The organism is Tropicimonas sp. IMCC6043 (assembly GCF_004146235.1).
Classification (GTDB): domain Bacteria; phylum Pseudomonadota; class Alphaproteobacteria; order Rhodobacterales; family Rhodobacteraceae; genus Tropicimonas.
On record NZ_SELO01000004.1, the window covers coordinates 71,105 to 91,891 of the forward strand.

At 63.0% G+C, this 20,787-nt stretch carries 24 protein-coding genes; 10 read left to right on the forward strand and 14 right to left on the reverse strand.

The features are described from left to right. Positions 1–3: 3 nt before the first annotated feature. The 6 genes from EU800_RS06340 to EU800_RS06365 all read right to left on the reverse strand — a co-directional run bounded on the left by EU800_RS06340 (position 4) and on the right by EU800_RS06365 (position 6,462). Positions 4–813, reverse strand: a complete 810-nt coding sequence (locus EU800_RS06340) for a ParA family protein (protein WP_129629722.1) — start codon at positions 811–813, stop codon at positions 4–6. Next, a complete protein-coding gene (gene rsmG / locus EU800_RS06345) occupies positions 806–1,438 on the reverse strand; it encodes a 16S rRNA (guanine(527)-N(7))-methyltransferase RsmG (protein ID WP_242500419.1) in 633 nt (210 codons plus the stop codon). The genes EU800_RS06340 and rsmG overlap by 8 nt, the downstream gene beginning before the upstream one ends. Next, positions 1,431–3,293, reverse strand: coding sequence for a tRNA uridine-5-carboxymethylaminomethyl(34) synthesis enzyme MnmG (mnmG, locus tag EU800_RS06350; protein WP_129629726.1), 1,863 nt, complete (start codon positions 3,291–3,293; stop codon positions 1,431–1,433). The genes rsmG and mnmG overlap by 8 nt, the downstream gene beginning before the upstream one ends. An 11-nt stretch (positions 3,294–3,304) precedes the next feature. Next, the gene (gene mnmE / locus EU800_RS06355; protein ID WP_129629728.1) at positions 3,305–4,585 is read right to left on the reverse strand and encodes a tRNA uridine-5-carboxymethylaminomethyl(34) synthesis GTPase MnmE; all 1,281 of its coding nucleotides are present in this window, start codon (positions 4,583–4,585) and stop codon (positions 3,305–3,307) included. 22 nt (positions 4,586–4,607) lie between these two features. Further along, positions 4,608–5,879 (reverse strand): transcription termination factor Rho, encoded by a 1,272-nt coding sequence (gene rho / locus EU800_RS06360; protein WP_129629730.1) that lies wholly within the window; start codon positions 5,877–5,879, stop codon positions 4,608–4,610. A gap of 130 nt (positions 5,880–6,009) precedes the next feature. Continuing rightward, the gene (locus tag EU800_RS06365) at positions 6,010–6,462 is read right to left on the reverse strand and encodes a CopD family protein (protein ID WP_129629732.1); all 453 of its coding nucleotides are present in this window, start codon (positions 6,460–6,462) and stop codon (positions 6,010–6,012) included. Between the two features lie 407 nt (positions 6,463–6,869). On the opposite strand from EU800_RS06365, the gene EU800_RS06370 reads away from it, so the two are divergent. Genes EU800_RS06370 through dnaQ form a run of 4 tightly spaced genes read left to right on the forward strand, consistent with a single transcriptional unit; the run spans position 6,870 to position 9,568 of the window. Further along, positions 6,870–7,466: a nucleoside triphosphate pyrophosphatase gene (locus tag EU800_RS06370; protein ID WP_129629734.1), complete on the forward strand. Its 597-nt coding sequence runs from the start codon at positions 6,870–6,872 to the stop codon at positions 7,464–7,466. Beyond that, positions 7,463–8,296, forward strand: coding sequence for a shikimate dehydrogenase (locus EU800_RS06375; RefSeq protein WP_129629736.1), 834 nt, complete (start codon positions 7,463–7,465; stop codon positions 8,294–8,296). Before EU800_RS06370 ends, EU800_RS06375 begins: the two co-directional genes overlap by 4 nt. Further along, entirely contained in the window at positions 8,293–8,886 is a 594-nt protein-coding gene (coaE, locus tag EU800_RS06380; protein ID WP_129629738.1) for a dephospho-CoA kinase, read from the forward strand. Before EU800_RS06375 ends, coaE begins: the two co-directional genes overlap by 4 nt. After that, on the forward strand, positions 8,879–9,568 hold the full coding sequence (gene dnaQ / locus EU800_RS06385; protein ID WP_129629740.1) for a DNA polymerase III subunit epsilon: 690 nt from the start codon (positions 8,879–8,881) through the stop codon (positions 9,566–9,568). Before coaE ends, dnaQ begins: the two co-directional genes overlap by 8 nt. 65 nt (positions 9,569–9,633) lie before the next feature. Here the strand turns inward: dnaQ and secB are convergent, their stop codons facing one another. Both secB and EU800_RS06395 read right to left on the reverse strand, forming a co-directional pair. Continuing rightward, the gene (gene secB, locus EU800_RS06390) at positions 9,634–10,158 is read right to left on the reverse strand and encodes a protein-export chaperone SecB (RefSeq protein WP_129629742.1); all 525 of its coding nucleotides are present in this window, start codon (positions 10,156–10,158) and stop codon (positions 9,634–9,636) included. Positions 10,159–10,221: 63 nt separating this feature from the next. Continuing rightward, entirely contained in the window at positions 10,222–10,710 is a 489-nt protein-coding gene (locus tag EU800_RS06395; RefSeq protein ID WP_129629744.1) for an FxsA family protein, read from the reverse strand. A 105-nt stretch (positions 10,711–10,815) separates the two neighbouring features. Between EU800_RS06395 and EU800_RS06400 the strand changes: the two genes are divergently transcribed. The 3 genes from EU800_RS06400 to EU800_RS06410 are packed head-to-tail and all read left to right on the forward strand — an operon-like array spanning position 10,816 to position 13,122. Then, positions 10,816–11,484 (forward strand): Tim44/TimA family putative adaptor protein, encoded by a 669-nt coding sequence (locus tag EU800_RS06400; RefSeq protein ID WP_129629746.1) that lies wholly within the window; start codon positions 10,816–10,818, stop codon positions 11,482–11,484. Then, positions 11,481–12,512 carry a murein transglycosylase A gene (locus EU800_RS06405; protein WP_129629748.1) on the forward strand — a complete coding sequence of 344 codons (1,032 nt, stop codon included), beginning with the start codon at positions 11,481–11,483 and terminating at the stop codon, positions 12,510–12,512. Before EU800_RS06400 ends, EU800_RS06405 begins: the two co-directional genes overlap by 4 nt. A gap of 4 nt (positions 12,513–12,516) precedes the next feature. After that, complete coding sequence (locus EU800_RS06410; protein WP_129629751.1) at positions 12,517–13,122, forward strand: Smr/MutS family protein; 606 nt, start codon at positions 12,517–12,519, stop codon at positions 13,120–13,122. Here EU800_RS06410 and EU800_RS06415 read toward each other — a convergent pair. Together EU800_RS06415 and hslU are read right to left on the reverse strand one after the other, a co-directional pair. Then, positions 13,084–14,322: an MFS transporter gene (locus EU800_RS06415; protein WP_129629754.1), complete on the reverse strand. Its 1,239-nt coding sequence runs from the start codon at positions 14,320–14,322 to the stop codon at positions 13,084–13,086. The genes EU800_RS06410 and EU800_RS06415 overlap by 39 nt on opposite strands. A gap of 163 nt (positions 14,323–14,485) precedes the next feature. After that, positions 14,486–15,793 (reverse strand): ATP-dependent protease ATPase subunit HslU, encoded by a 1,308-nt coding sequence (hslU, locus tag EU800_RS06420; protein ID WP_129629756.1) that lies wholly within the window; start codon positions 15,791–15,793, stop codon positions 14,486–14,488. Positions 15,794–15,933: 140 nt separating this feature from the next. Here hslU and EU800_RS06425 point away from each other — a divergent pair, with 140 nt between their 5' ends. The 3 genes from EU800_RS06425 to EU800_RS06435 all read left to right on the forward strand — a co-directional run bounded on the left by EU800_RS06425 (position 15,934) and on the right by EU800_RS06435 (position 17,663). Continuing rightward, positions 15,934–16,713: a GH25 family lysozyme gene (locus EU800_RS06425; RefSeq protein WP_129629758.1), complete on the forward strand. Its 780-nt coding sequence runs from the start codon at positions 15,934–15,936 to the stop codon at positions 16,711–16,713. Positions 16,714–16,805: 92 nt separating this feature from the next. After that, the gene (locus tag EU800_RS06430; RefSeq protein ID WP_129629760.1) at positions 16,806–17,282 is read left to right on the forward strand and encodes a hypothetical protein; all 477 of its coding nucleotides are present in this window, start codon (positions 16,806–16,808) and stop codon (positions 17,280–17,282) included. A 3-nt stretch (positions 17,283–17,285) separates the two neighbouring features. Next, on the forward strand, positions 17,286–17,663 hold the full coding sequence (locus tag EU800_RS06435; protein WP_129629762.1) for a hypothetical protein: 378 nt from the start codon (positions 17,286–17,288) through the stop codon (positions 17,661–17,663). 30 nt (positions 17,664–17,693) lie between these two features. On the opposite strand, the gene EU800_RS06440 is transcribed toward EU800_RS06435, so the two are convergent. The 4 genes from EU800_RS06440 to trxA form a co-directional block, all read right to left on the reverse strand. Next, a complete protein-coding gene (locus tag EU800_RS06440; RefSeq protein ID WP_207209865.1) occupies positions 17,694–19,025 on the reverse strand; it encodes a TrkH family potassium uptake protein in 1,332 nt (443 codons plus the stop codon). Between the two features lies 1 nt (position 19,026). After that, positions 19,027–19,689 carry a TrkA family potassium uptake protein gene (locus EU800_RS06445; RefSeq protein WP_129629764.1) on the reverse strand — a complete coding sequence of 221 codons (663 nt, stop codon included), beginning with the start codon at positions 19,687–19,689 and terminating at the stop codon, positions 19,027–19,029. Between the two features lie 88 nt (positions 19,690–19,777). Continuing rightward, entirely contained in the window at positions 19,778–20,335 is a 558-nt protein-coding gene (gene hslV, locus EU800_RS06450; protein ID WP_129629766.1) for an ATP-dependent protease subunit HslV, read from the reverse strand. Positions 20,336–20,445: 110 nt separating this feature from the next. Further along, positions 20,446–20,766 carry a thioredoxin gene (trxA, locus tag EU800_RS06455; protein ID WP_129629767.1) on the reverse strand — a complete coding sequence of 107 codons (321 nt, stop codon included), beginning with the start codon at positions 20,764–20,766 and terminating at the stop codon, positions 20,446–20,448. Between the last annotated feature and the right edge of the window lie 21 nt (positions 20,767–20,787).

Here is a 20,787-nt window from a genome sequence, read left to right on the forward strand (position 1 = left end):
TTTTCAGACGGGCGCTCCGATTTTTCGGTTCAACATTTCCTGAGCGAGTGCGCGATACGCTGCGCTACCCTTCGATCGTGTATCATACTCAAGAACGGACTTCGCAAAACTGGGCGCCTCGCTGATCCTCACATTCCGTGGCACCCGCGTGTCGAAGACCAGGTCACCAAGCGCCTCCCTGGCATCTTCTTCGACCTGCAGCGAGAGGTTGTTTCGGGCATCGAACATGGTCAGGACGACGCCTTCGATCCTCAGCGACGGATTGGCGGTCTGGCGGACTTCGCGAAGTGTCAGCATGAGTTGCGAGAGCCCCTCCAGTGCAAAGAATTCGCTCTGAAGCGGGACCAGAACCGAATGCGCCGCGACCATCGCGTTGACGGTGAGAAGGTTCAGCGATGGCGGACAGTCGATCAGGATGTGGTCGAAGGCATGTTTCTGGATGTCCGCATTGCGCAGCGCATCGTGCAGCAGGTGGATCCGGCGCTCGTTGGCCACAAGCTCGATATCCGCCGAACTGAGATCCGTGGTGGAGGGTGCGAGCATCAGGTTCGGAACGCTCGTGGGCCGCAGGACGGAATCGAGAGCGGCGTCCTCGAGCAGAAGATCGTAGGTCGTCATGTCTCGATCGGACGCGTCGACCCCCAGACCCGTCGAAGCATTCCCCTGCGGATCGATGTCGACAACAAGGACCTTGAAGCCGACCTCAGCGAGCGCCGCGCCAAGATTGATCGTCGTCGTGGTCTTACCCACCCCGCCCTTCTGGTTGGCGACGGCGATGATTTTCGGCTCGCGCGGCCGGTTCGAATCAGACACGCTCGATTTCTCCAAGGACAAGGATGACTGCGTTCGCCCCGGTTATACTCGGGACTTGCGACAGCTTGAAGCGCCAGTGCGGCCGCGCCTCCGAAAGCTCTTCAGCATGTCTTTCGCCTTTTGGAAAGATGCATGTTCCGGCGGGCGCAAGATGCGGCGCTGCAAGCCCCAGCAGCTTTGAGAGAGGTGCCAGGGCACGGGCTGTCACAATGTCGGCGTTCTGCGATGGGAGAGTCTCGATCCGGCTCGGCAGAACGCGCGCCTCGATGTCGAGCGCCTGAACGGCCGTCGACAGGAACGCCGCCTTTCGCTTGTCACTCTCCACGAAGCTGAACTCCAGGCCGGGTGCGCGCTCCTTGGCGATGATGGCACAGACGAGGCCGGGAAATCCTCCGCCGCTGCCGATATCGATCCAGTGTCCCTCATGTTGTGGCGCGCATGAAAAGACCTGCGCCGAATCAATGATATGCCGATCCCATCCCTCTGCGAGCGTGGATGGCGCGACCAGATTGATTGCGGCGTTCCACTTCCGAAGAAGGGACAGATGCGCTTTCAGGCGATCGAGTGTTTCACGTGAAACATGGCCCCGGACAGCCTCTCGTAACGACCGTTCGAGGTCAGGCACGCCGCCGGACCTCGCGCCGGACATGGGCGAGAATGAGCGTCAGGGCTGCGGGCGTCATCCCGTCGATCCTGCCGGCTTGAGCTAGGGTCCGCGGACGCACTCTCTCCAGCTTGTCACGAAGCTCGTTCGAGAGTCCGGACAACAGAGAATATTGAAAATCCTCCGGAATTTCCCAGGCCTCATCCCGCCGCAGCGCTTCCACATCCCTTTCCTGACGTGCGATGTAATTTGCATAGAGCGCGTCGTTCTGCACCTGTTTCAGGATCGATGCGTCAAGCAGGGCCACTTCGGGCACCAGAGCTTCGAGTTGTTCGGCCGTCGCCTCGGGCAGCGCCAATGCCTCAAGTGCCGATCGTTTCGGGCCGTCGACGTTCACCTGAAACCCGGCCTTGTTGAGCGCGCGGGATGTTACCTCGGCACCTGCAAGAAGGGTGCGGGCCGTGTCGAGTTCCTCGAGTTTCTCCCGGAAGGCGCGCGTCCGCTCGTCAGAGGTAATACCCAGTTCGATGGCACGTGGCGTCAGGCGCTGATCGGCGTTATCCGCTCGCAAGGACAACCGGTATTCGGCCCGGGAGGTAAACATCCGGTAAGGTTCGCTCACGCCCTGTGTCACGAGGTCGTCGATCATCACGCCAATATAGCTCTCGTTCCGAGCAAATGTGACTGGGCTCTTTTCCGTCGCGTCCCTGGCCGCGTTCAGACCGGCAACCAACCCCTGTGCTGCCGCCTCTTCGTATCCGGTCGTTCCGTTGATCTGGCCGGCAAGGAAGAGACCTGACAACTCCTTGACCGCAAGCCTCGAATCGAGACCTCTCGGATCGACATAGTCGTATTCGATCGCGTATCCCGCCTGGAGGATTTGCACATTCTCGAGGCCATGGATCGAGTGGACATAGGCTGCCTGTACCTCTTCGGGAAGCGAGGTCGATATCCCGTTGGGATAGATCGTGTGATCATCAAGGCCTTCCGGTTCAAGGAAAATCTGGTGAGACTCCTTCTCTGCAAAGCGAACCACCTTGTCTTCGATGGACGGACAGTATCGTGGCCCGACCCCTTCGATATGGCCGCCATACATCGCCGAACGCGAGAGATTTTCCCGAATGATGTCATGGGTCGCGGTGTTCGTATGAGTGATACCGCAGGAGATCTGCCGGGCGACCGGGGCACGGGAGAGAAAGGAGAACATTACAGGCTGCTCATCGCCTGGCTGAGACTCGAGCCTGTCCCAATCGATCGTGCGTCCATCCAATCTCGGCGGAGTGCCCGTCTTGAGCCGCCCGACGCCGAGGCCAATATCCCGGATCTGGGACGCGAGATCGACGGAGTTCCTGTCGCCGATGCGCCCGCCAGGCGAGCGCATATCTCCAATATGGATCAACCCGTTGAGAAAGGTTCCGGTGGTCAGGACGACCGCCTGTGATGCCAGTTCCGAACCATCGGCGAGCCGGACGCCACGGATCCCGTGGCTCGTAATATGGAGGCCGGCAACCTCACCAAGCACCAGAGAAAGGCCCGGCATAGAGGTGATGGCCCGGTTCATCGCGGCCCGGTAGAGCTTCCGGTCCGCCTGGGCCCGCGGACCCTGCACGGCAGGTCCCTTGCGGCGATTGAGGAGACGGAACTGGATCCCAGCCTGATCGGCAATGCGCCCCATCAGCCCGTCGAGCGCGTCGATCTCTCGGACCAGATGACCCTTCCCCAGGCCTCCGATCGCCGGATTACAGGACATGACACCGAGGTCGGTTTCGCGCAGCGTCACGAGCGCGGTGCGCGCTCCTGCCCGCACCGCAGCCGCAGCGGCCTCGCATCCGGCGTGACCGCCACCAACGACAATGACATCGAAGTCATGTTTCACGTGAAACACCTCTATTTCCCGATGCAGAAACTGCTGAAAATCTCGCCCAAAACATCTTCCACACCGACACGCCCGACAAGACCGTCCATGCTTCGAACACCGGATCGAATCGCTTCCGCGACCAGTTCATCCCTGTCCTCCCCACGATACAGGAGGCTCAGCGCTTCCTCCAGATATCCGGCCGCAGCGGACAGCATCTCACCGTGCCGCAATCGAGTCGCGAGATGCGCTTCCCCGACCCGGCGCCCGAACACCGAACTCACATGGGTCAGAAGGTCGCTCACTCCCTCCCCTGTCAGCCCGGAAATCCGCAGCCCCTCCGAGGATCCCGGAAGGTCGGCCTTCGGAACCAGAACAAGGTCATCCGGACGCATCCGAAGCCCGTCTGCGACATCTCCGAGAGAGATCCGGAGATCCGCCGCATTCGCCCGTTCAAGCGCCCGCCCGACACCAATCGCTTCGACGACGTCTGTCGTCTCCCTCAACCCGGCCGTATCCAGAAACGTAACCGGCAGGCCGTCCACATCCATCCGGACCTCGACAATGTCGCGCGTCGTTCCGGCGATCTCCGACGTGATCGCCGCTTCACGACCCGCAAGGCGATTGAGCAAGGTCGACTTCCCGGCATTGGGCGGACCAACAATAGCGACCTCGAATCCGCTGCGCACGCGCTCCGCCGCACCCACGCCGCGAATCTCATCGCGGAATTCCGCCACCAGGCGAGACAGGATATCCTCAACCTCGGATCGAACATCCTGCGGGATCTCCTCGTCTGCAAAATCAATCCCGGCCTCGACCAACGCCGCCGCACGCACCATGTCCGCCCGCCAGATCGAGACCTGACGCCCGAGCTCGCCATCGAACGTCCGAAATGCCTGAACTCGTTGTGCTTCCGTCTCCGCCTCGAGAAGATCCGCGAGTCCCTCCACTTCCGAGAGCGACATCCGGCCATTTTCCAGCGCCCGCCGCGTGAACTCTCCCGCCTCGGCCGCGCGTAGCCCGTCTCGCCTCGACAATGCCGTCAGCAATCGTGACACGACGGCCGGACTTCCATGTGTCTGAAATTCCACAACATCTTCGCCGGTGAAGCTCTCGCCTCGCGGGAAGACCAATACCAGGGCCTGGTCGAGAACCACGCCGTCGTCGTGCAGACGCCTCAGCGATGCGCGGCGCGGTTCCGGAACGTCTCCAGCAAGCTGCCGACAGGCCTCCCGCGCCAGCGGTCCCGAAACGCGAACCACGGCGACCCCGGATCGGCCGGGCGCCGTTGCCAGGGCATAGATCGTATCCATCGCTTCCCCGGAGATCGCCCGCTCAGGTGTTCATGGAATCGAAGAACTCCGCGTTGCTCTTCGTCTGTTTCAGCTTGGAGATCAGAAACTCGATCGCATCCGTGGTGCCCATCGGGTTGAGGATTCGCCGAAGCACAAAGGTCTTCTGAAGATCGCCCTTGTCGACAAGAAGTTCTTCCTTCCGAGTTCCGGATTTCAGGATGTCCATCGCCGGGAAGACCCGCTTGTCGGCGACCTTCCGATCCAGAACGATCTCCGAGTTACCGGTGCCCTTGAACTCTTCGAAGATCACTTCGTCCATCCGGCTGCCGGTATCGATCAGCGCGGTCGCAATGATCGTCAGGGACCCGCCCTCTTCGATATTCCGCGCTGCACCAAAGAACCGCTTCGGCCGTTGCAGCGCATTGGCATCCACACCACCGGTCAGGACCTTTCCCGAAGAGGGTACGACTGTATTGAACGCCCTACCAAGTCTTGTGATCGAGTCCAAAAGTATAACAACATCTCGCTTGTGTTCGACCAGACGCTTTGCCTTCTCGATCACCATCTCAGAAACCGCCACGTGACGTGTCGCCGGTTCGTCGAAGGTCGAGGAGATCACCTCGCCCTTCACGCTCCGTTGCATGTCGGTCACCTCTTCCGGCCGTTCGTCAATCAGGAGCACGATCAGATAGCACTCCGGGTGGTTCCGCTCGATCGAATGGGCGATGTTCTGCAGGAGCACCGTCTTACCCGTCCGCGGCGGCGCCACGATCAGGCAACGCTGCCCCTTCCCGATCGGCGCGACCAGGTCGATGATTCTCGCGGACCGATCCTTGGTCGTCGGATCGTCGATTTCCATCTGGAAGCGCTCGTCCGGATAGAGCGGTGTCAGGTTGTCGAAGTTGACCTTGTGGCGAGCCCGCTCCGGATCCTCGAAATTGATCTGCGTGACCTTCGTCATGCAGAAATAGCGCTCGTTCTCCCGCGGCGCCTGGATCACGCCATCCACCGTGTCCCCGGTCCGCAAAGCGTATTGCCGGATCATGTCGGGCGAAAGGTAGATATCGTCGGGACCCGGCAGATAGTTCGCTTCCGGCGAACGCAGGAACCCGAACCCGTCCTGCATCACCTCAAGCACCCCGTCGCCGGCGATCTCCCAGCCGTCCTCGGCGCGCTCCTTCAGGATGGCGAACATCATGTCGCCTTTGCGCATCGTCGACGCGTTGTCGATCTCCAGCTCTTCGGCCATCGACAGAAGATCCTTCGGGCTTTTCGCCTTCAGTTCGGAGAGGGTGAGAGAGATTTCGGCCATGAATAACGTTCCTACGCCGGGTCATTCGGCGTTGTTTTCAGCTGTGACTGGAGAGACCTGGCAGAAGAGCCATTGGGCGCCCATCTAGGGGCTTCTCCGCCACAAGTCAATCACTCCTGCCGATTTGGGCTCAGAAGCGCAGGATCACCGAGAAGACAATGATGATCATGAGCACTGTCGGAAGCTCGTTCATCCACCGGTAGGTCCGACCCGAGAGCTTGAAATCGCCGTTCACGAAATCATGCCGGTGCGACGCGAGCCACATGTGAACCCAGGTCATTGCCAGAACCGCCGCACCCTTCGTATAGGGCCACAGGGACGTCCAATCGACGATCCCGGGCGTGAAGACCAGCATCAGCCCGAACACCCAGCTCGCGATCATTGCCGGATTCATGATCAGTTTCAAGAGCTTCCGCTCCATCATCTGGAACACGGTGTCCATCTCTGTGCCTGGCACAGTCTGCTCGGTGTGATGAACATACAGCCGAGGCAGGTAGAACAGACCGGCCATCCAGGCCAGTATCGAGATCACATGCAGCGACTTCGTCCAGAGATAGATGTTCGCCAACCAGTCACCAATCATGCGGGTACCCTCCTCGTGCCTCGGTCTCCTTAAAATAAGAAAGAAAGAAAAGAAAAGAAGGAGTTGATGTTGGAGCTGTGGATTTGTGGATTGCCGCGTGAATCGTGAGGTTGTCCACAACGTGATTTTCGTAAGAACTGCCTGTCCCCAAGTCCTGACAATCCGAAAAAACACATAAATTCTAGATGTTTAGTGTATGTGGACCTCTGGATAGATGTGTGGATCATTCATGACGCTCTGTGGATGCGTTGCATTGTCCCGGACCAGTGAAGAAGGTTTCGGACAGGTGGAGCGATCGACGCTCTCGGGTGAAGAAGGCGCGAAAATGCCCGGGCTGGAAATTCTGTCCCAATCGGGCCACAAGGCGTCCTGACACAACCCCCTGCCTTCTCCACGAGGATATCCACATGCCACCCCTACTCCTCGCGTCGAGCTCGGCAATCCGGGCGAAGATGCTGCAAGACGCGCGGGTGCCCTTCGATGTTGTCAAGGCACGCATTGACGAGGAGGCCTTGCGCCTTGCGATGCAGGCGGAAGGGTTCTCTCCGCGCGACATGGCCGATCACCTGGCCGAGTCCAAGGCAATGAAAGCTGCCCGCAAGGCGCCCGAGGCGTTGGTGCTGGGTTGTGACCAGATCCTTGAGTTCGAAGGCGCGGTGCTCGCAAAGCTGGATTCAGCGGATCAGCTTGTTGCACAGATCCTCGGGATGTCAGGCAAGACGCATGAATTGCACTCCGCCGCCGTCCTCGTGGATCATGGCCATCCGGTCTGGCGCCACGTCCAGCGCGTGACGCTGACCATGCGCTCTCTCTCTCCGGCCTATGTCGACGCTTATGTTGAGCGCAACTGGCATGAGATTCGCCACTGCGTCGGCGGGTATCAGGTCGAGGCAGAGGGGATTCGGTTGTTCACGCGTATCGACGGGGACTTCTTCGCCGTTCTCGGGCTTCCGCTTCTGCCGCTCTTGGACCATCTTGCGGCTCGGGGGGTGATCGAGACATGAGCAACAGGATTCCGCTTGCAGGGGTCATTGGCGCCCCGGTTGCGCATTCGCTGTCACCGAAACTGCACGGGTATTGGCTGCGCAGCTATCGTATCGCGGGCCACTACATTCCGATCGAGGTCACTGAGGAGGACCTGGCCGACGTCCTGCGGATGCTGCCGCGTATGGGTTTCGTCGGAGCAAATGTCACCATCCCCTACAAGGAAGCTGCGCTCGTGGTGGCCGACATGGTGACGGACCGCGCCGCCATTATCGGTGCCGCCAACACGTTGATTTTCCACGAGGACGGACGCATCCACGCGGATAACACGGATGGTTACGGATTCCTTTCGAATCTGCGCCAGAACGCGCCGGACTGGGACGCACGCAAAGGGCCGGCCGCAGTGCTCGGCGCCGGCGGCGCCTCCCGTGCCATCGTCACCGCGCTGCTCGAGGCCGGTGCGCCGGAGGTCCGGATCTCCACCCGGACCCGGGCGCGCGCCGATGCCATGCGCACCGAGTTCGGACCGAAGATCAGCGTGCATGACTGGTCCCGGGCGGGTGCGATGTTCGCAGGGGCCGCCACGGTCGTGAACACCACGTCGCTTGGCATGGCCGGCGAGCCGGAGATGAAGATCTCATTCGACGCCCTGACCCCCGGAGCCGTCGTGACCGACGCGGTCTACGTGCCGTTGCGCACGCGATTTCTCGAAGAGGCCGCCGCGCGCGGATGCCATACCGTCGACGGTCTCGGCATGTTGCTCCACCAGGCGGTACCCGGTTTCGAGCGCTGGTTCGGCCACCGGCCAGAGGTCAACGAGGCCCTGCGTGCAGCGGTGCTCAGCGAATGACATCTCCTTTCCTGATCGGCCTGACCGGATCCATCGGCATGGGAAAGTCGACCACGGCGGCGATGTTTGCCGACGAAGGCGTTCCGGTCTGGGACGCCGATGCAGCCGTTCACCGTCTGTACGGCGCCGGCGGCGGGGCGATCGAACCAATCCGGGCGCTCCATCCGGAGGCCATCATCGACGGCACGGTCAGCCGTCACGCGTTGAAATCCTGGATCGCGCGGGACGAGACGGCATTGCGCCGGATCGAGGCGGTCGTCCATCCGCTTGTTCTGGCCGATCGCATCGACTGGATCGCAAGTAATCCGGCGCCATTCCTGCTCTTCGACATTCCGCTTCTGTTCGAGACGGGTGCCAACGCGGATATGGACCATGTCGTCGTCGTCTCGACCTCGGCCGCAGAACAACGTCGCCGCGTGCTCGCCCGTCCGGGCATGACGCCCGAGCAGTTCCATGCCATCTTGAGCAAGCAGATGCCGGATGCCGAAAAACGTGCCCGCGCCGACACCGTGATCGATAGCACGACGCTCGACGGCGCCCGGCAAGGGGTTCGCAGCCTGATGAAAACGCTGAGGAGAGATCATGCGTGAAATCGTGATGGACACCGAGACCACCGGCCTCGATCCGTTCGATGGCCACAGGATCGTCGAGATCGGCGGCGTGGAGCTTGATAACCACGTCCCAACCGGCCGCACCTATCACCAATACATCAATCCGAAGCGCGACATGCCGACCGAGGCCTTCGAGGTCCACGGCATTTCCGCCGATTTCCTCGCCGACAAACCGCCGTTCGAAGCGATCGCGCAGGAATTCGTCGATTTCGTTGGCGATGCGATTCTCGTCATCCACAACGCCTCCTTCGACATGAAATTTCTTAATGCCGAATTCGACTGGGCCGGATTCCCGCAGCTTCCGATGTCGCGCGCGCTCGACACGCTCGCCATCGCTCGAAAGCGGTTCCCCGGCTCACCGGCGTCGCTCGATGCGCTCTGCCGGCGCTTCGGTATCGACAACTCGAACCGGACGCTGCATGGCGCCCTTCTCGATTCCGAGATCCTTGCGGATGTCTATCTCGAACTCATCGGCGGCCGTCAGCCCGACTTTGTGCTGTCGAGAAAGACCGGGCCTGCCATGGTCGATGACGGCGCCTGGCGGCCGCATCCGCGTCCGAAGCCGCTGCCGTCCCGCCTCACAGAAGAAGAGCGCGTCGCCCATGCGAGGCGTGTCGAAAGCCTCGGTGACGATGCGCTCTGGAAAAGCTTCGCGGACTGATCCGTCCGCGCTTTCGCAACCCCGGAAACCGACGTTCCAATCGACAGGCGGCGCGGTCCGGCAGGTCAGGCGTCCGGTTGCGCTTTCTTGGCTTGCTCGGCCTGGGCCCGGCGGATGAGCTCCTGCCGGTAGAGCGCCACGAAGTCAACATTGTCGAGGTTGAGCGGCGGGAAGCCACCGTCGCGGGTCATGTCCGACACGATCCGGCGTACGAAGGGGAAGAGCATCCGCGGGCACTCGATCAGCAGGAAGGGATGCAGTTGCTCTTCCGGCACGTTCTCGATCAGGAAGATGCCGGCATATTCCAGCTCAAGCAGGAAGAGCGGTGACTTGTCTTCGCCCTTGTTGCGCGACTCGACCTTGAACTTGGTGACCACCTCATACTGGTTTGCGACATTGCGCTTCTTGGCGTCGAGATTCACCTGGACCTGAACATCCGGCTGCACCTCACCGTTCACGCCCTTCTGCGCAACGACATTTTCGAAGGACAGGTCGCGGATATACTGCCCGAGAACCTGCATCTTCGGTTGAGCGGGCTGCTGTGCAGTGCCGTCAGGGGCTGCACCGTTGTCTTTGGGTTGGTCGGACATCATGGTCTCCAGAATGGTTCACGTCATTGGCTGCAGCGGCCTTACCAGAGCCAGCGCGGCGCCTCAATCCTGTGTCCAGCCTGAAGGACCTCTGGTGCGCCGCGGCGCGCTTCCGACTTCGGTATAGTCCCCGTCGATCGTATCGCCCCCCGCCGGGTGCGCCCCGGAGTGATAGGTCCGCCGCGTCGTGCCACTCGCAGATGTCACGACGACTTTCGAGCGGATCCACCGGAACATCCTCTCCCGGACCTTCGGCACCAGCAGCAGGAAACCTACCGTGTCGGTGAAGAAGCCCGGCGTCAGTAGCAGCGCGCCGGCGAACAGGATCATCGCACCATGCGCCAGCGGTTCGGTCGGATCGTCGAGCTCGCCGATCGACCGCTGGACCCGGACGAGGACATCGCGTCCCTGCTGACGGACGAGCCAGGTGCCCAGCAGCGCGGTCAGAACGACGATCAGCAGCGTCCAGCCGAGACCGAGCAGCGAGCCGAGTTGGATGAACAGCGCGATCTCGATCAGCGGTACGGCGAGGAACAGCAGGAACAGCGGCATGGGTTATCTCCGAAGGGCGGTGTTTGTGGACTTGTCATCCCCGACGGCATACATAAGTGCGGTGACACCCGCTTACCAACCCCGAGGACGAAGAAGAGGAATTCGATGAGCGCTGCCGTGATCCAGCTCCTGGTTTTGGCCGGGATCGCGATTTTCCTGATTCTGCGGCTCCGGTCCGTCCTCGGGACGCGAGAAGGTTTTGAAAAGCCGCCGCTTCCGCTCAACGAGAGCAAGGCGGACCGTTCCGGCGGTCGCCCTGATTTCGAGGTGATCGAAGGTGGGGTGGACCATGACATCACCGACCATGTCGCGGAGGGAAGCCCGGCTGCGGAAGCGCTCGGACAGATGAAGCGGGTCGAGCCCGCCTTCAGTGTCGGCGAATTCCTGCAAGGTGCCCGTGGCGCCTACGAAATGATCCTGATGGCGTTCGAGCATGGCGATATCGACCAGGTCGCTCCGTTCCTGAGCCCGGATGTCCATGACGCCTTTGCCGATGTTATCCGGCAGCGCGAGGCAGAGGGCCTTTCGGTCGACGCCAATTTCGTCGGCGTTCGCGAGTTGTCCCTTGTTGGCGCGGAGTTCGACAAGGCCAGCGATACCGGCGAGATCACCGTCCGCTTCGTCGGCGAGCTGACCTCGGTGGTACGCAACGCCGCGGGCGAGGTGATCGAGGGCTCCGCCAGCGAGATCAAGCGGCAGCGCGATATCTGGACCTTCGCCCGGAAAATGGGCGGGGATGATCCGAACTGGCAGCTGGTGGCCACAGGCGAATGACGCCAGCGGGCCGCGCGATAGGTCTCGCGGCCCTCCTCGCGGCCGCAGCTCCGGCCCTTGCCGACAGCGATTTTCAGATCCTGTCCTTCGATCAGCTCGACGGCTGGGCGCAGGACGACCACGCGGCCGCGCTCGAGGTCTTTCTCAATACATGCGACATCCCTGACGGCCCGGAATGGCAGGGGCTGTGCAAGCTCGCGCGGGAGAAGGGCGGCGGTCGGAGCTTCTTCGAGCTCTTCTTTCGCCCGGTCCTGATCGGCGGCGAGGAGGAGGCGCTCTTCACCGGCTATTTCGAGCCGGAACTCCGCGGCTCGCTCACCCGGACGGAGAAATTCCGCTACCCGCTCTTCGCACGGCCGAAGGATCTGCCCGAGGGCGAACCCTGGGCGTCCCGTGCCGAGATCGAGGAATTCGGCTTGCTCGATGGCCGCGGCCTCGAAATCGCTTGGGTCGAGGATCCGGTCGAGCTGTTCTTCCTGCAGATCCAGGGGTCCGGCCGAATTCGGTTGCCCGGCGGACAGCTCCTGCGCGTCGGCTATGACGGTCACAACGGCCACAGCTATCGCTCCGTCGGCCAGGAACTGATTCGCCGCGGGATCTACAAGGCACATCAGGTCTCCGCCGAGGTCATCAAGTCCTGGGTGCGCCGCAACCCGGTCGAAGGCCCCCGGCTTTTGCGCCACAATCCCTCCTTCGTCTTTTTCCGGGAGGTCACGGGCAACGATCCGGACTCGGGTCCGATCGGTGCCATGAACCGGCCCGTCACCGCCGGTCGCAGCATCGCTGTCGATCCAGACTACACGCCGCTCGGTGCGCCGGTCTGGATCGAGAAAGGCGGGGCCGAGCCGATGCACCGGCTGATGATCGCCCAGGATACCGGTTCGGCGATCAAGGGCCGTCAGCGGGCGGACATCTTCTTCGGCACCGGCGGTACAGCCGGTCGTGCGGCCGGAAAGACCCGCGATCCGGGTCGGATGATCGTGCTGATGCCGATCCAGCGCGCCTATGCGATGCTCGACGGAGAGTAGACCGATGGTCCGCAAACGGCGTCTGTCCGAGGAAGACCGCGCGCTGTGGCGGCTGGTCGCCAGGACCACCCGGCCGCTGCATCCGGAGCGAATGCCCGCCAGCATGGGCCCGGAGCCCAAGCCGCCGGCCGCGCCGATGCTTCGCAAGACGGTGGAACCGGAGTCCATCCCACCCTTCCGGATCGGCCAAGCGGCGAAGCTTGACCAGTCCAAGGGCCACGACCTCGCCCATACGCTCGAGACGCGCCTCGCCGGCCAACCGGTGCGGATGGACAAGAAGACCTTCGGCCGGATGAAGAAGGGCAAGCTGCGCCCGGAGCGCAAGATCGACCTGCACGGCATGACGCTCGCCCGCGCCCATCCGGCGCTTGCGCGGTTCATCATCGCCGCCCATGCCGATGGCTGCCGCCTCGTGCTCGTGGTGACCGGCAAGGGCAAGCGCAAGGAGGATGACGGCCCCATCCCCACGCCCCGCGGCGTGCTGCGGAACCAGGTCCCACACTGGCTGCGCCAGCCGCCCCTTGGCGCGTTGATCCTGCAGATCACCGACGCCCATATCAGCCATGGCGGCTCAGGCGCCTACTATGTCTACCTCGCCCGCAGGCGCTAGGAGCCGTCCCGCCCGCCGCATTGCAAGCGTGACGATACCGGCAGTGACGAGGAAATAGACCCCCATCATCTGCAACTGGAACTGGAAACCGACCCCGGCATCGATCAACCCGCCGGTCAGAACCGGCCCCACGGCGGAGCCGAAAACCATGACCGCCGTCGCTACCGACTTGATGGCGCCGAGGTTGCGGGTACCGTAGAATTCCGCCCAGAACGCGTTGGGCACGGTCGAATTGGCCCCCATCGAGAGCCCGATCAGCGCCATCCCGAATGCAATGCCCGCAATGCTGCCGGTGGTTCCGAGCACGAGGAATCCGGCGGCGATCGGCAGCGGCAGGAAAGGCAGAAGCCGCGCCGTTCCGAACCGGTCCAGAGCGAAACCGCTCAGCACCATCATGGCCACTGACGTGGCCGTGAAGATCGGAAACATCGCGACGAAGGCGAGATGCGAGATCTCCTTGATCTCGGCGACATGGACCTGGTGGAAGAAGAGCGAGGTGATGCAGGCCGAGGGGCCTGCCATCAGCGGCAACATGGCCCAGAAGAGCCAGTGCTGCAGCATCTCGCCCCGCCGCCAATGCCGCCCGTCCATCCCGGCGGAAATGTTGATCTCCGCGTCCGCGGAGGGAACGCGCTCCCGCTGCAGGAGTATCAGGAGAACCGGGATCACGGCCAGCACCATAAAGGCAGCCAACACCCAGAGCGCCCGCCAGCCGACAGGCCCCATCAGCGCGACAAAGACGATTGGCAGGAGCGACTCGGCGATCGTGAAACCGAGTGCGGCGACCGAAAGAGCCTTGCCGCGGCCGGCAACGAACCAGCGTCCCATCGCGACGATGGCAATGTGGGTCGTCATTCCCTGACCGCCGAGCCGGAGCGCGTAGACGACGAGGGGCAAGGCCCAGACGTAAGGCACCGCCGCCATCGCGAGACAGGCCGCGGCGAGGAACGGCAGCACGAAGAGCGCCAACCCCCTCACGCGGAAACGGTCGGCCAGCGTGCCCGTCCAGAGCATTGTGATGGCCGAGGCGAGCGTTCCGAGCGCGTAGATCGCGCCCCAACTTCCGTGGCTCAGCCCGAAATCCGCGCGTATCTCACCCGCGAAGATGGAGATGAAATAGGTCTGCCCGTAGCTCGACGTGAAAGTGAGGAGGAAACCCGCCGCCAGCCAGGCGGCGTTGTCCCGAATGAATGCCAGCATGATGCACCTGCCAAAACCGGTTCGCCCAAGGGAGAGGTCCGATCCCGCAGGATCCGTTGCGCCCGCACAAAATTCACGGCGACCCAATAGGCGTAACCCGTCGTCCGAAAACTCTAGCGCGCGACCGGGGCAAACGCCATGCCCCGATCGCGCGTCTGGTGCGTCAGAGCACGTAGCGGCTCAGGTCGGCGGATTTGGCAAGCTCGCCCAGGTTCTCCTCGACGAAAGCGGCGTCGACCGTGACTCGCTGTCCGGACCTGTCGGGCGCGGTGAAGCTCAGCTCCTCGAAGACCCGCTCCATCACCGTGTAGAGCCGCCGCGCGCCGATATTCTCGACATTGGAATTAACCTCCGCCGCCATCCGCGCCAGCGCTGCGATCCCGTCATCGGTGAAGTCGACCACGACCTCCTCGGTCGCCATCAGTGCCGTGTATTGCCGGGTCAGCGCATTGTCGGTCTCGGTCAAAATGCGGATGAAATCGCCCTCCGTCAGCGCCCGCAGTTCCACGCGGATTGGCAGCCGCCCCTGCAGTTCCGGCAGCAGGTCCGAGGGCTTTGCGATGTGGAACGCACCCGAGGCGATGAAAAGGATATGGTCGGTCCGGACGGGTCCATGCTTGGTCGAGACGATCGTGCCCTCGATCAGCGGAAGCAAGTCGCGCTGCACGCCCTCGCGACTTACATCGCCGCCGCGCACCTCCTGCCGGGCGCAGACCTTGTCGATCTCGTCGATGAAGACGATTCCGTTCTCCTGAACGGAGTCCAGGGCGACACGGGTCACCTGCTCGTCATCGAGCAGCTTGTCCGCCTCCTCGGAAATCAGCACCTCGTAGCTGTCGGCCACCGTCATCCGCCGCTTGGTGGTGCGCCCTCCGAATGCCTTGCCGAAGATCGAGCCGAGATCCATCGCTCCCATGTTCATCCCGGGCTGACCGGGGATCTCGAACATCGGCATCGAGGGGCCGCTGTCGGCAACCTCGAGCTCGATCACCGTGTCGTCGAGCTCACCGCGCTTGAGCTTGCCGCGGAACATATCGCGGGTCTGCTCGCGCGCGTCCCGGCCGGCGATCGCTTCGAGCACGCGCTCCTCGGCATTCGCATGCGCCTTCGCCTTCACCTCGTCGCGCATGTACTCGCGAGTTTGCTGGATCGCCGTGTCCACCAGATCGCGCACGATCTGCTCGACGTCGCGGCCGACATAGCCGACCTCGGTGAACTTGGTCGCCTCGACCTTGATGAAGGGCGCGCGTGCAAGCCGCGCCAGCCGGCGCGATATCTCGGTCTTGCCGACGCCGGTGGGTCCGATCATCAGGATGTTCTTGGGATACACCTCGTCGCGCAGGTCGTCGTCGAGCTGCTTGCGCCGCCAGCGGTTGCGCAGCGCAACGGCCACGGCGCGCTTGGCGTCCTTCTGGCCGATGATGAAACGGTCGAGCTCGCTCACGATCTCGCGGGGGGTCAGGTCTGTCATTCAATCTACTCCGGCGTGTCTCCGCCTAGGTAGTCATGCGCGGCCCGGACGCAAGCCTTCGCGGTTGCCGGGAATCGCTCTCCATGCCTTGATGGGCCCGGCGCCCGGGTCGATTGGCCGGGACGTTCCGGAGATTGCCGATGCGACTTGTCCTGATACTGCCTCTTCTCGCGCTCTTCCTGACGGCCTGCGGCGGCGGCGGAAGCCGCCAAGCGTCCTCGTCCGCCCGGCCCGTCGACCGCGCCTATCCTGCTTTCGAGGACGCCGATCCACATCCCTGGACCGGCCGCAGACCCGAACGCTATCCGGTTCACGGGCTCGACGTCTCCCGCTGGCAGCAGGACATCGACTGGACGTCCGCCCGGGCCGCGGGCATCTCCTTTGTCTTCATCAAGGCGACGGAAGGCGTCGAGGAGATCGATCCGAAGTTCGAGACCCACTGGGCAGGCGCCGGCCGGGCCGGACTCCCGCGCGCGGCCTACCATTACTTCTACTTCTGCGCTCCGGCCGCGGCGCAAGCGCGCTGGTTCATCGCCAACGTTCCGCGCATTCTAGGCGGGTTGCCGCATGTGCTCGACATGGAGTGGAACCACCGCTCTCCCACCTGCCGCAAGCGTCCGCCGGGCCCGGAGGTGCGCTCCGAGGCGAAGACTTTCCTCGACATACTCGAGGCGCATTACGGGCAGCGTCCGATTCTCTACACGACCGTCGATTTCTGGGAGGATACCGGCATCGGCCGCCTGCCCGGAACGCGTTTCTGGCTGCGCTCGGTCTCGGCGCAACCGGCCGAACGCTATCCCGGCGCGAACTGGGATTTCTGGCAGTATACCGGCACCGGGCTGGTGCCGGGCGTGCCGGGCAAGGTCGATATCAACGTCTTCCGGGGCTCGGTGCAGAGCTGGCAGCGGTATCCGGGCTAGCGAGCCTCAACAATTCGGCTGTTCCGTATCCCTCGATCGGGCTAGGTTTCCGCGAAGTCACGTGCAGGCAAAATAGAAGCAGAGGCGATCCGATGGACGTCCCAAAGGTCAAGCTTTTCAAGATTTTCTATGATCGGGACAGTCAGGCATCGATCGGACCGGGCTACATCCCGCTCGACAATTGCGATGGTCCAGCGGATTGGTTCGAGCTCTGGCCGATCCTGCACTACTTGGAAACGAATACACTCGAAGACCGCACATGGTATGGTTTCTTCTCTCCCAAGTTTCCGGAAAAGGCGCTCCTGACACGGGAAGAGATCGACCGAGTCCTCTCCGCGAACCCGGATAGCGACGTGGCCTTGTTCACCTACAATTGGACGGCGCTCGCGCTGTATGAAAACACTTGGCTTCGTGGTGAAATGTTCCACCCGGGGCTTATTGCTTGCACCGAGCGGTTCCTCGCACATCAGGGTCAGGAAATCGACCCGCGTCGCGTGGTGAGCGATTTCGACACGTCGGTCTACTCCAACTATTTCGTCGCCAAGCGATCGTTCTGGGAGGAATGGTAACGGTTGGCACGCGCCTACGTTGACCATGTGGAGGCTGGCGGCGCGGATCTGCCCGACAACGCACGGACGTCGCATATGGGCGACGGCGGTTACAGGCTTCGGACATTTGTGCAGGAGCAACTGGTCTGCTGGCTGCTTCTGTCGGGTTCCTGGCGCGTCGCGCGTCCGGACTACGCGAAAGATGTGAGCCTTGAAAACCTGATGCCGGACGGCGACTCCCGGCTTCTGCGACGGCTCCTCGCATCCGCGGATGGGTGCAAGAGACTGGCACGCCGGACGGGGTGGCGCGGCGCCCTCCTTTGGTTGAAGCTGGTGCGCCGCGTCGTTCCGAAGCTCGCCCGGCGCAGCGGCGCCTCAGTCGCTCCCGAGACGACCGCCTGACGCTGAAACAGCGCCTGTCTTGACAGGCGATCACCCCAGGTAGACGTAACCCTTCGGGAAACGCACGCGCGAGGATTTCCGTGTGGCGAGGAAGAAGCCGAGCGTCAGTGGACCGACCCGGCCGATGAACATCAGGAAGATCATGATGAACCGGCCGACCGAGTCGAGTTCGGCGGTGGCGCCGCGGCTCAGACCGGTGGTCCCGAAGGCCGAGGCGGTCTCGAAGGCGAGGTCGAGGAAATCTCCGTCATGCGAGATCGAGACGAGAAACAGCCCCGTCAGCATGGCGAGGATGGTGAGTGACGTCAGCGCCAGCACCTTCAACACCTGGTCGCTGGCGATGGTGCGTCCGAAGGCGCGCGGTTCGCGGCGCTGGAAGAAGGCGATCGTGGCCAGAACCAACACCATCAAGGTCGTGACCTTGATCCCGCCCGCGGTCGAGGCGCTGCCGCCACCCACGATCATCAGCGCGATCATCAGGAGCGCAGTCGAATCGTGCAGATCCCCGATCTCGACCGTATTGAACCCTGCCGTGCGGGTGGTGACGGCCTGAAACCAGCTTGCCGCGAGCCTGATGTCCCAACTGTCGAGACCTCCGAGCATTGCCGGATTGCGCCATTCGAGCGCAGCGAAGGCCGCGGTCCCGTAAACCGCCAACGCGACGCTGCTCACGAGCATTAGCTTGGAATGCAGCGTCAGGAGTCGCCAGCGACGGTGCTCGAGGACATCGCCGATCACCACGAAGCCGAGTCCACCCAGGATGAAGAGTGCCGGTACAGCGAGATTGATGACCGAGTTGCCGACCCATCGCGACAAGCTGTCCGGCCAGAGCGAGAAACCGGCATTGTTGAAGGCCGAGACAGAGTGGAAGAGCGCGGCCCAGAGCCCGCGGGCCGGACCGAATTCCGGCACGAAGACCGTGGCAAGTACCGCAACACCGGCCGCCTCCACCGCGAGCGAAATCCGCAGGACTGAGGTGACGAGCGGCAGGATCTGGTGCGTGGAGACCTGGTTGAGATCCTCGCGCAGGACATGCCGCGACGGCAGATCGATCGGCAGGCCGAGCGAGGAGAGCAGGAGCACCGCGAAGGTCATCAAGCCGATCCCACCGACCTGAATCAGCATCAGCAGGACCGCCTGACCGAAAAGCGTAAGGTCGCTCCCCGTGTCGATCACCGAGAGCCCGGTGACCGTGACCGCAGATGTCGCGGTAAAGAAGGCTTCCATCAGGGCAATCGACACATGGCTGCTGATCGGCAGCATGAGCAAGGCGGTTCCGGTGAGGATCAGCCCGAAATAGAGCATCGCCAACAGCACCGGCGGCGCCGGAAGGCGCCAGGGACGGCGGCGGCGCCCCGCCATGTCAGAGGCTCGCCGCGAAGTCGCGCAGCTCGGTACGCTTGCCGAGGATCTTCAGCTTGTCCCCGGTCGCGAGTTCCGGGTCCTCCACGGCGGTGCCGATGAAATCGGTGCCGCGCATCACGCCGAGACAGCGGAGCTCGAAGCTCTCGCCGAAGCCAAGCGCGCTCAGGCGCTTGCTGTCAATCGTCTCGGGAACAAGGAAATTCACCACATAGAACCCGTTGCCGAGGCTGAGGTAGCTGCGCATCCTGGGATTGTGCAGCACCTGCGCTACCTGGAGCCCGACCTCCTCCTCGGGTAGGATCACCCGTTCGGCGCCGATCTTGCTCAGGATCAGGTGATGGGTGCGGCTCATCGCCTTGGCCCAGATCGTCGGCACGCCCAGCATCCGGGCGTTGATCGTGGCCAGCACGTTTGCCTCGAGCTCCTCGCCGATGGCGATCAGCGCGACGTCGCAGTCGCCGACCCCGGCCTCCCGCAGGGCCGCCTCGTCGCGGGCATCCGCAATCACGGCATGCGATACGAGGTCGGCCACGGCAGTCACCGCGCGCTCGTCCGTGTCGAGACCCACGACATAGTCACCGAAGCGGAACAGTTCCTTGGCCACGGTCGCGCCGAAGGTGCCGAGGCCGATCACGGCGAAATTGCGGGTGGGAGCTGGCATCGGAACACCTGCGGAGCGGAGGATGTGGCCGTACTATTGGCCATTCGCGACGCGTTACAAGGGCATCGCGCACAATCCTAAAGGGCCGTCACGCGGATGCGTGTTCAACCGTCAGGTTGCCGTTGGTGTAGACGCAGATGTCGGCAGCGATCGCCATCGCCTTGCGGGCGATTTCCTCGGCCGACATGTCGCGGTCGATCATCGCGCGGGCCGCGGCCAGCGCGAAGTTCCCGCCGGAGCCGATGGCAGCGATGTCGTGCTCGGGTTCGAGCACGTCGCCGGCGCCGGTGATAACGAGCAGCTCTGTGCCATCGCTCACGATCAGCATCGCCTCGAGCTTCTGGAGGTATTTGTCGGTGCGCCAGTCCTTCGCCAGTTCCACGGCGGCGCGGGCAAGCTGGCCGGGCGTGGCCTCGAGCTTCTTCTCCAGCCGCTCCAGCAGCGTGAAGGCGTCCGCCGTCGAGCCCGCGAAGCCGCAGATCACGTCCTGTCCGCCGGGCGAAAGGCGGCGCACCTTGCGCGCAGTGCCCTTGATCACGGTCTGACCGAGGCTCACCTGCCCGTCGCCGGCGATCACCACTTCGCCGCCCTTGCGAACGCCGATGATCGTCGTGCCGTGCCAGCCGGGGAAATCGCTCTCGGACATCGCTGTCTCCTTTGCTCGTTTCGCCTCATATGGTCGCGCCGCACCGGGCGCGCAATGGCAAAGAAAACGGGGCGCCGAAGCGCCCCGGTTCAGTTAAGGATTGGTGCGGTTCAGACCGATTCGTCGATCCAGGCTTTCAGCGCGGCCTTCGGCGCGGCGCCGATCTTGGAAGACACAACCTTGCCGTCCTTGAACAGGAAGAGCGACGGGATACCGCGCACGCCGAGCATCGCCGGCGAGGTCGGGTTCTCGTCCACATTCACTTTGGCGATCTTGACCTTGCCGTCATATTCGATGGCAAGCTCCTCGAGCGCCGGCCCGATCTGCTTGCAGGGGCCGCACCATTCGGCCCAGAAATCCACCACGACCGGGATATCCGAATTCTTGACGTCAGTGTCGAAGCTGTCGTCGGTCACTGCGTGGGTTGCCATGATATATCTCCTTCGCGGCAT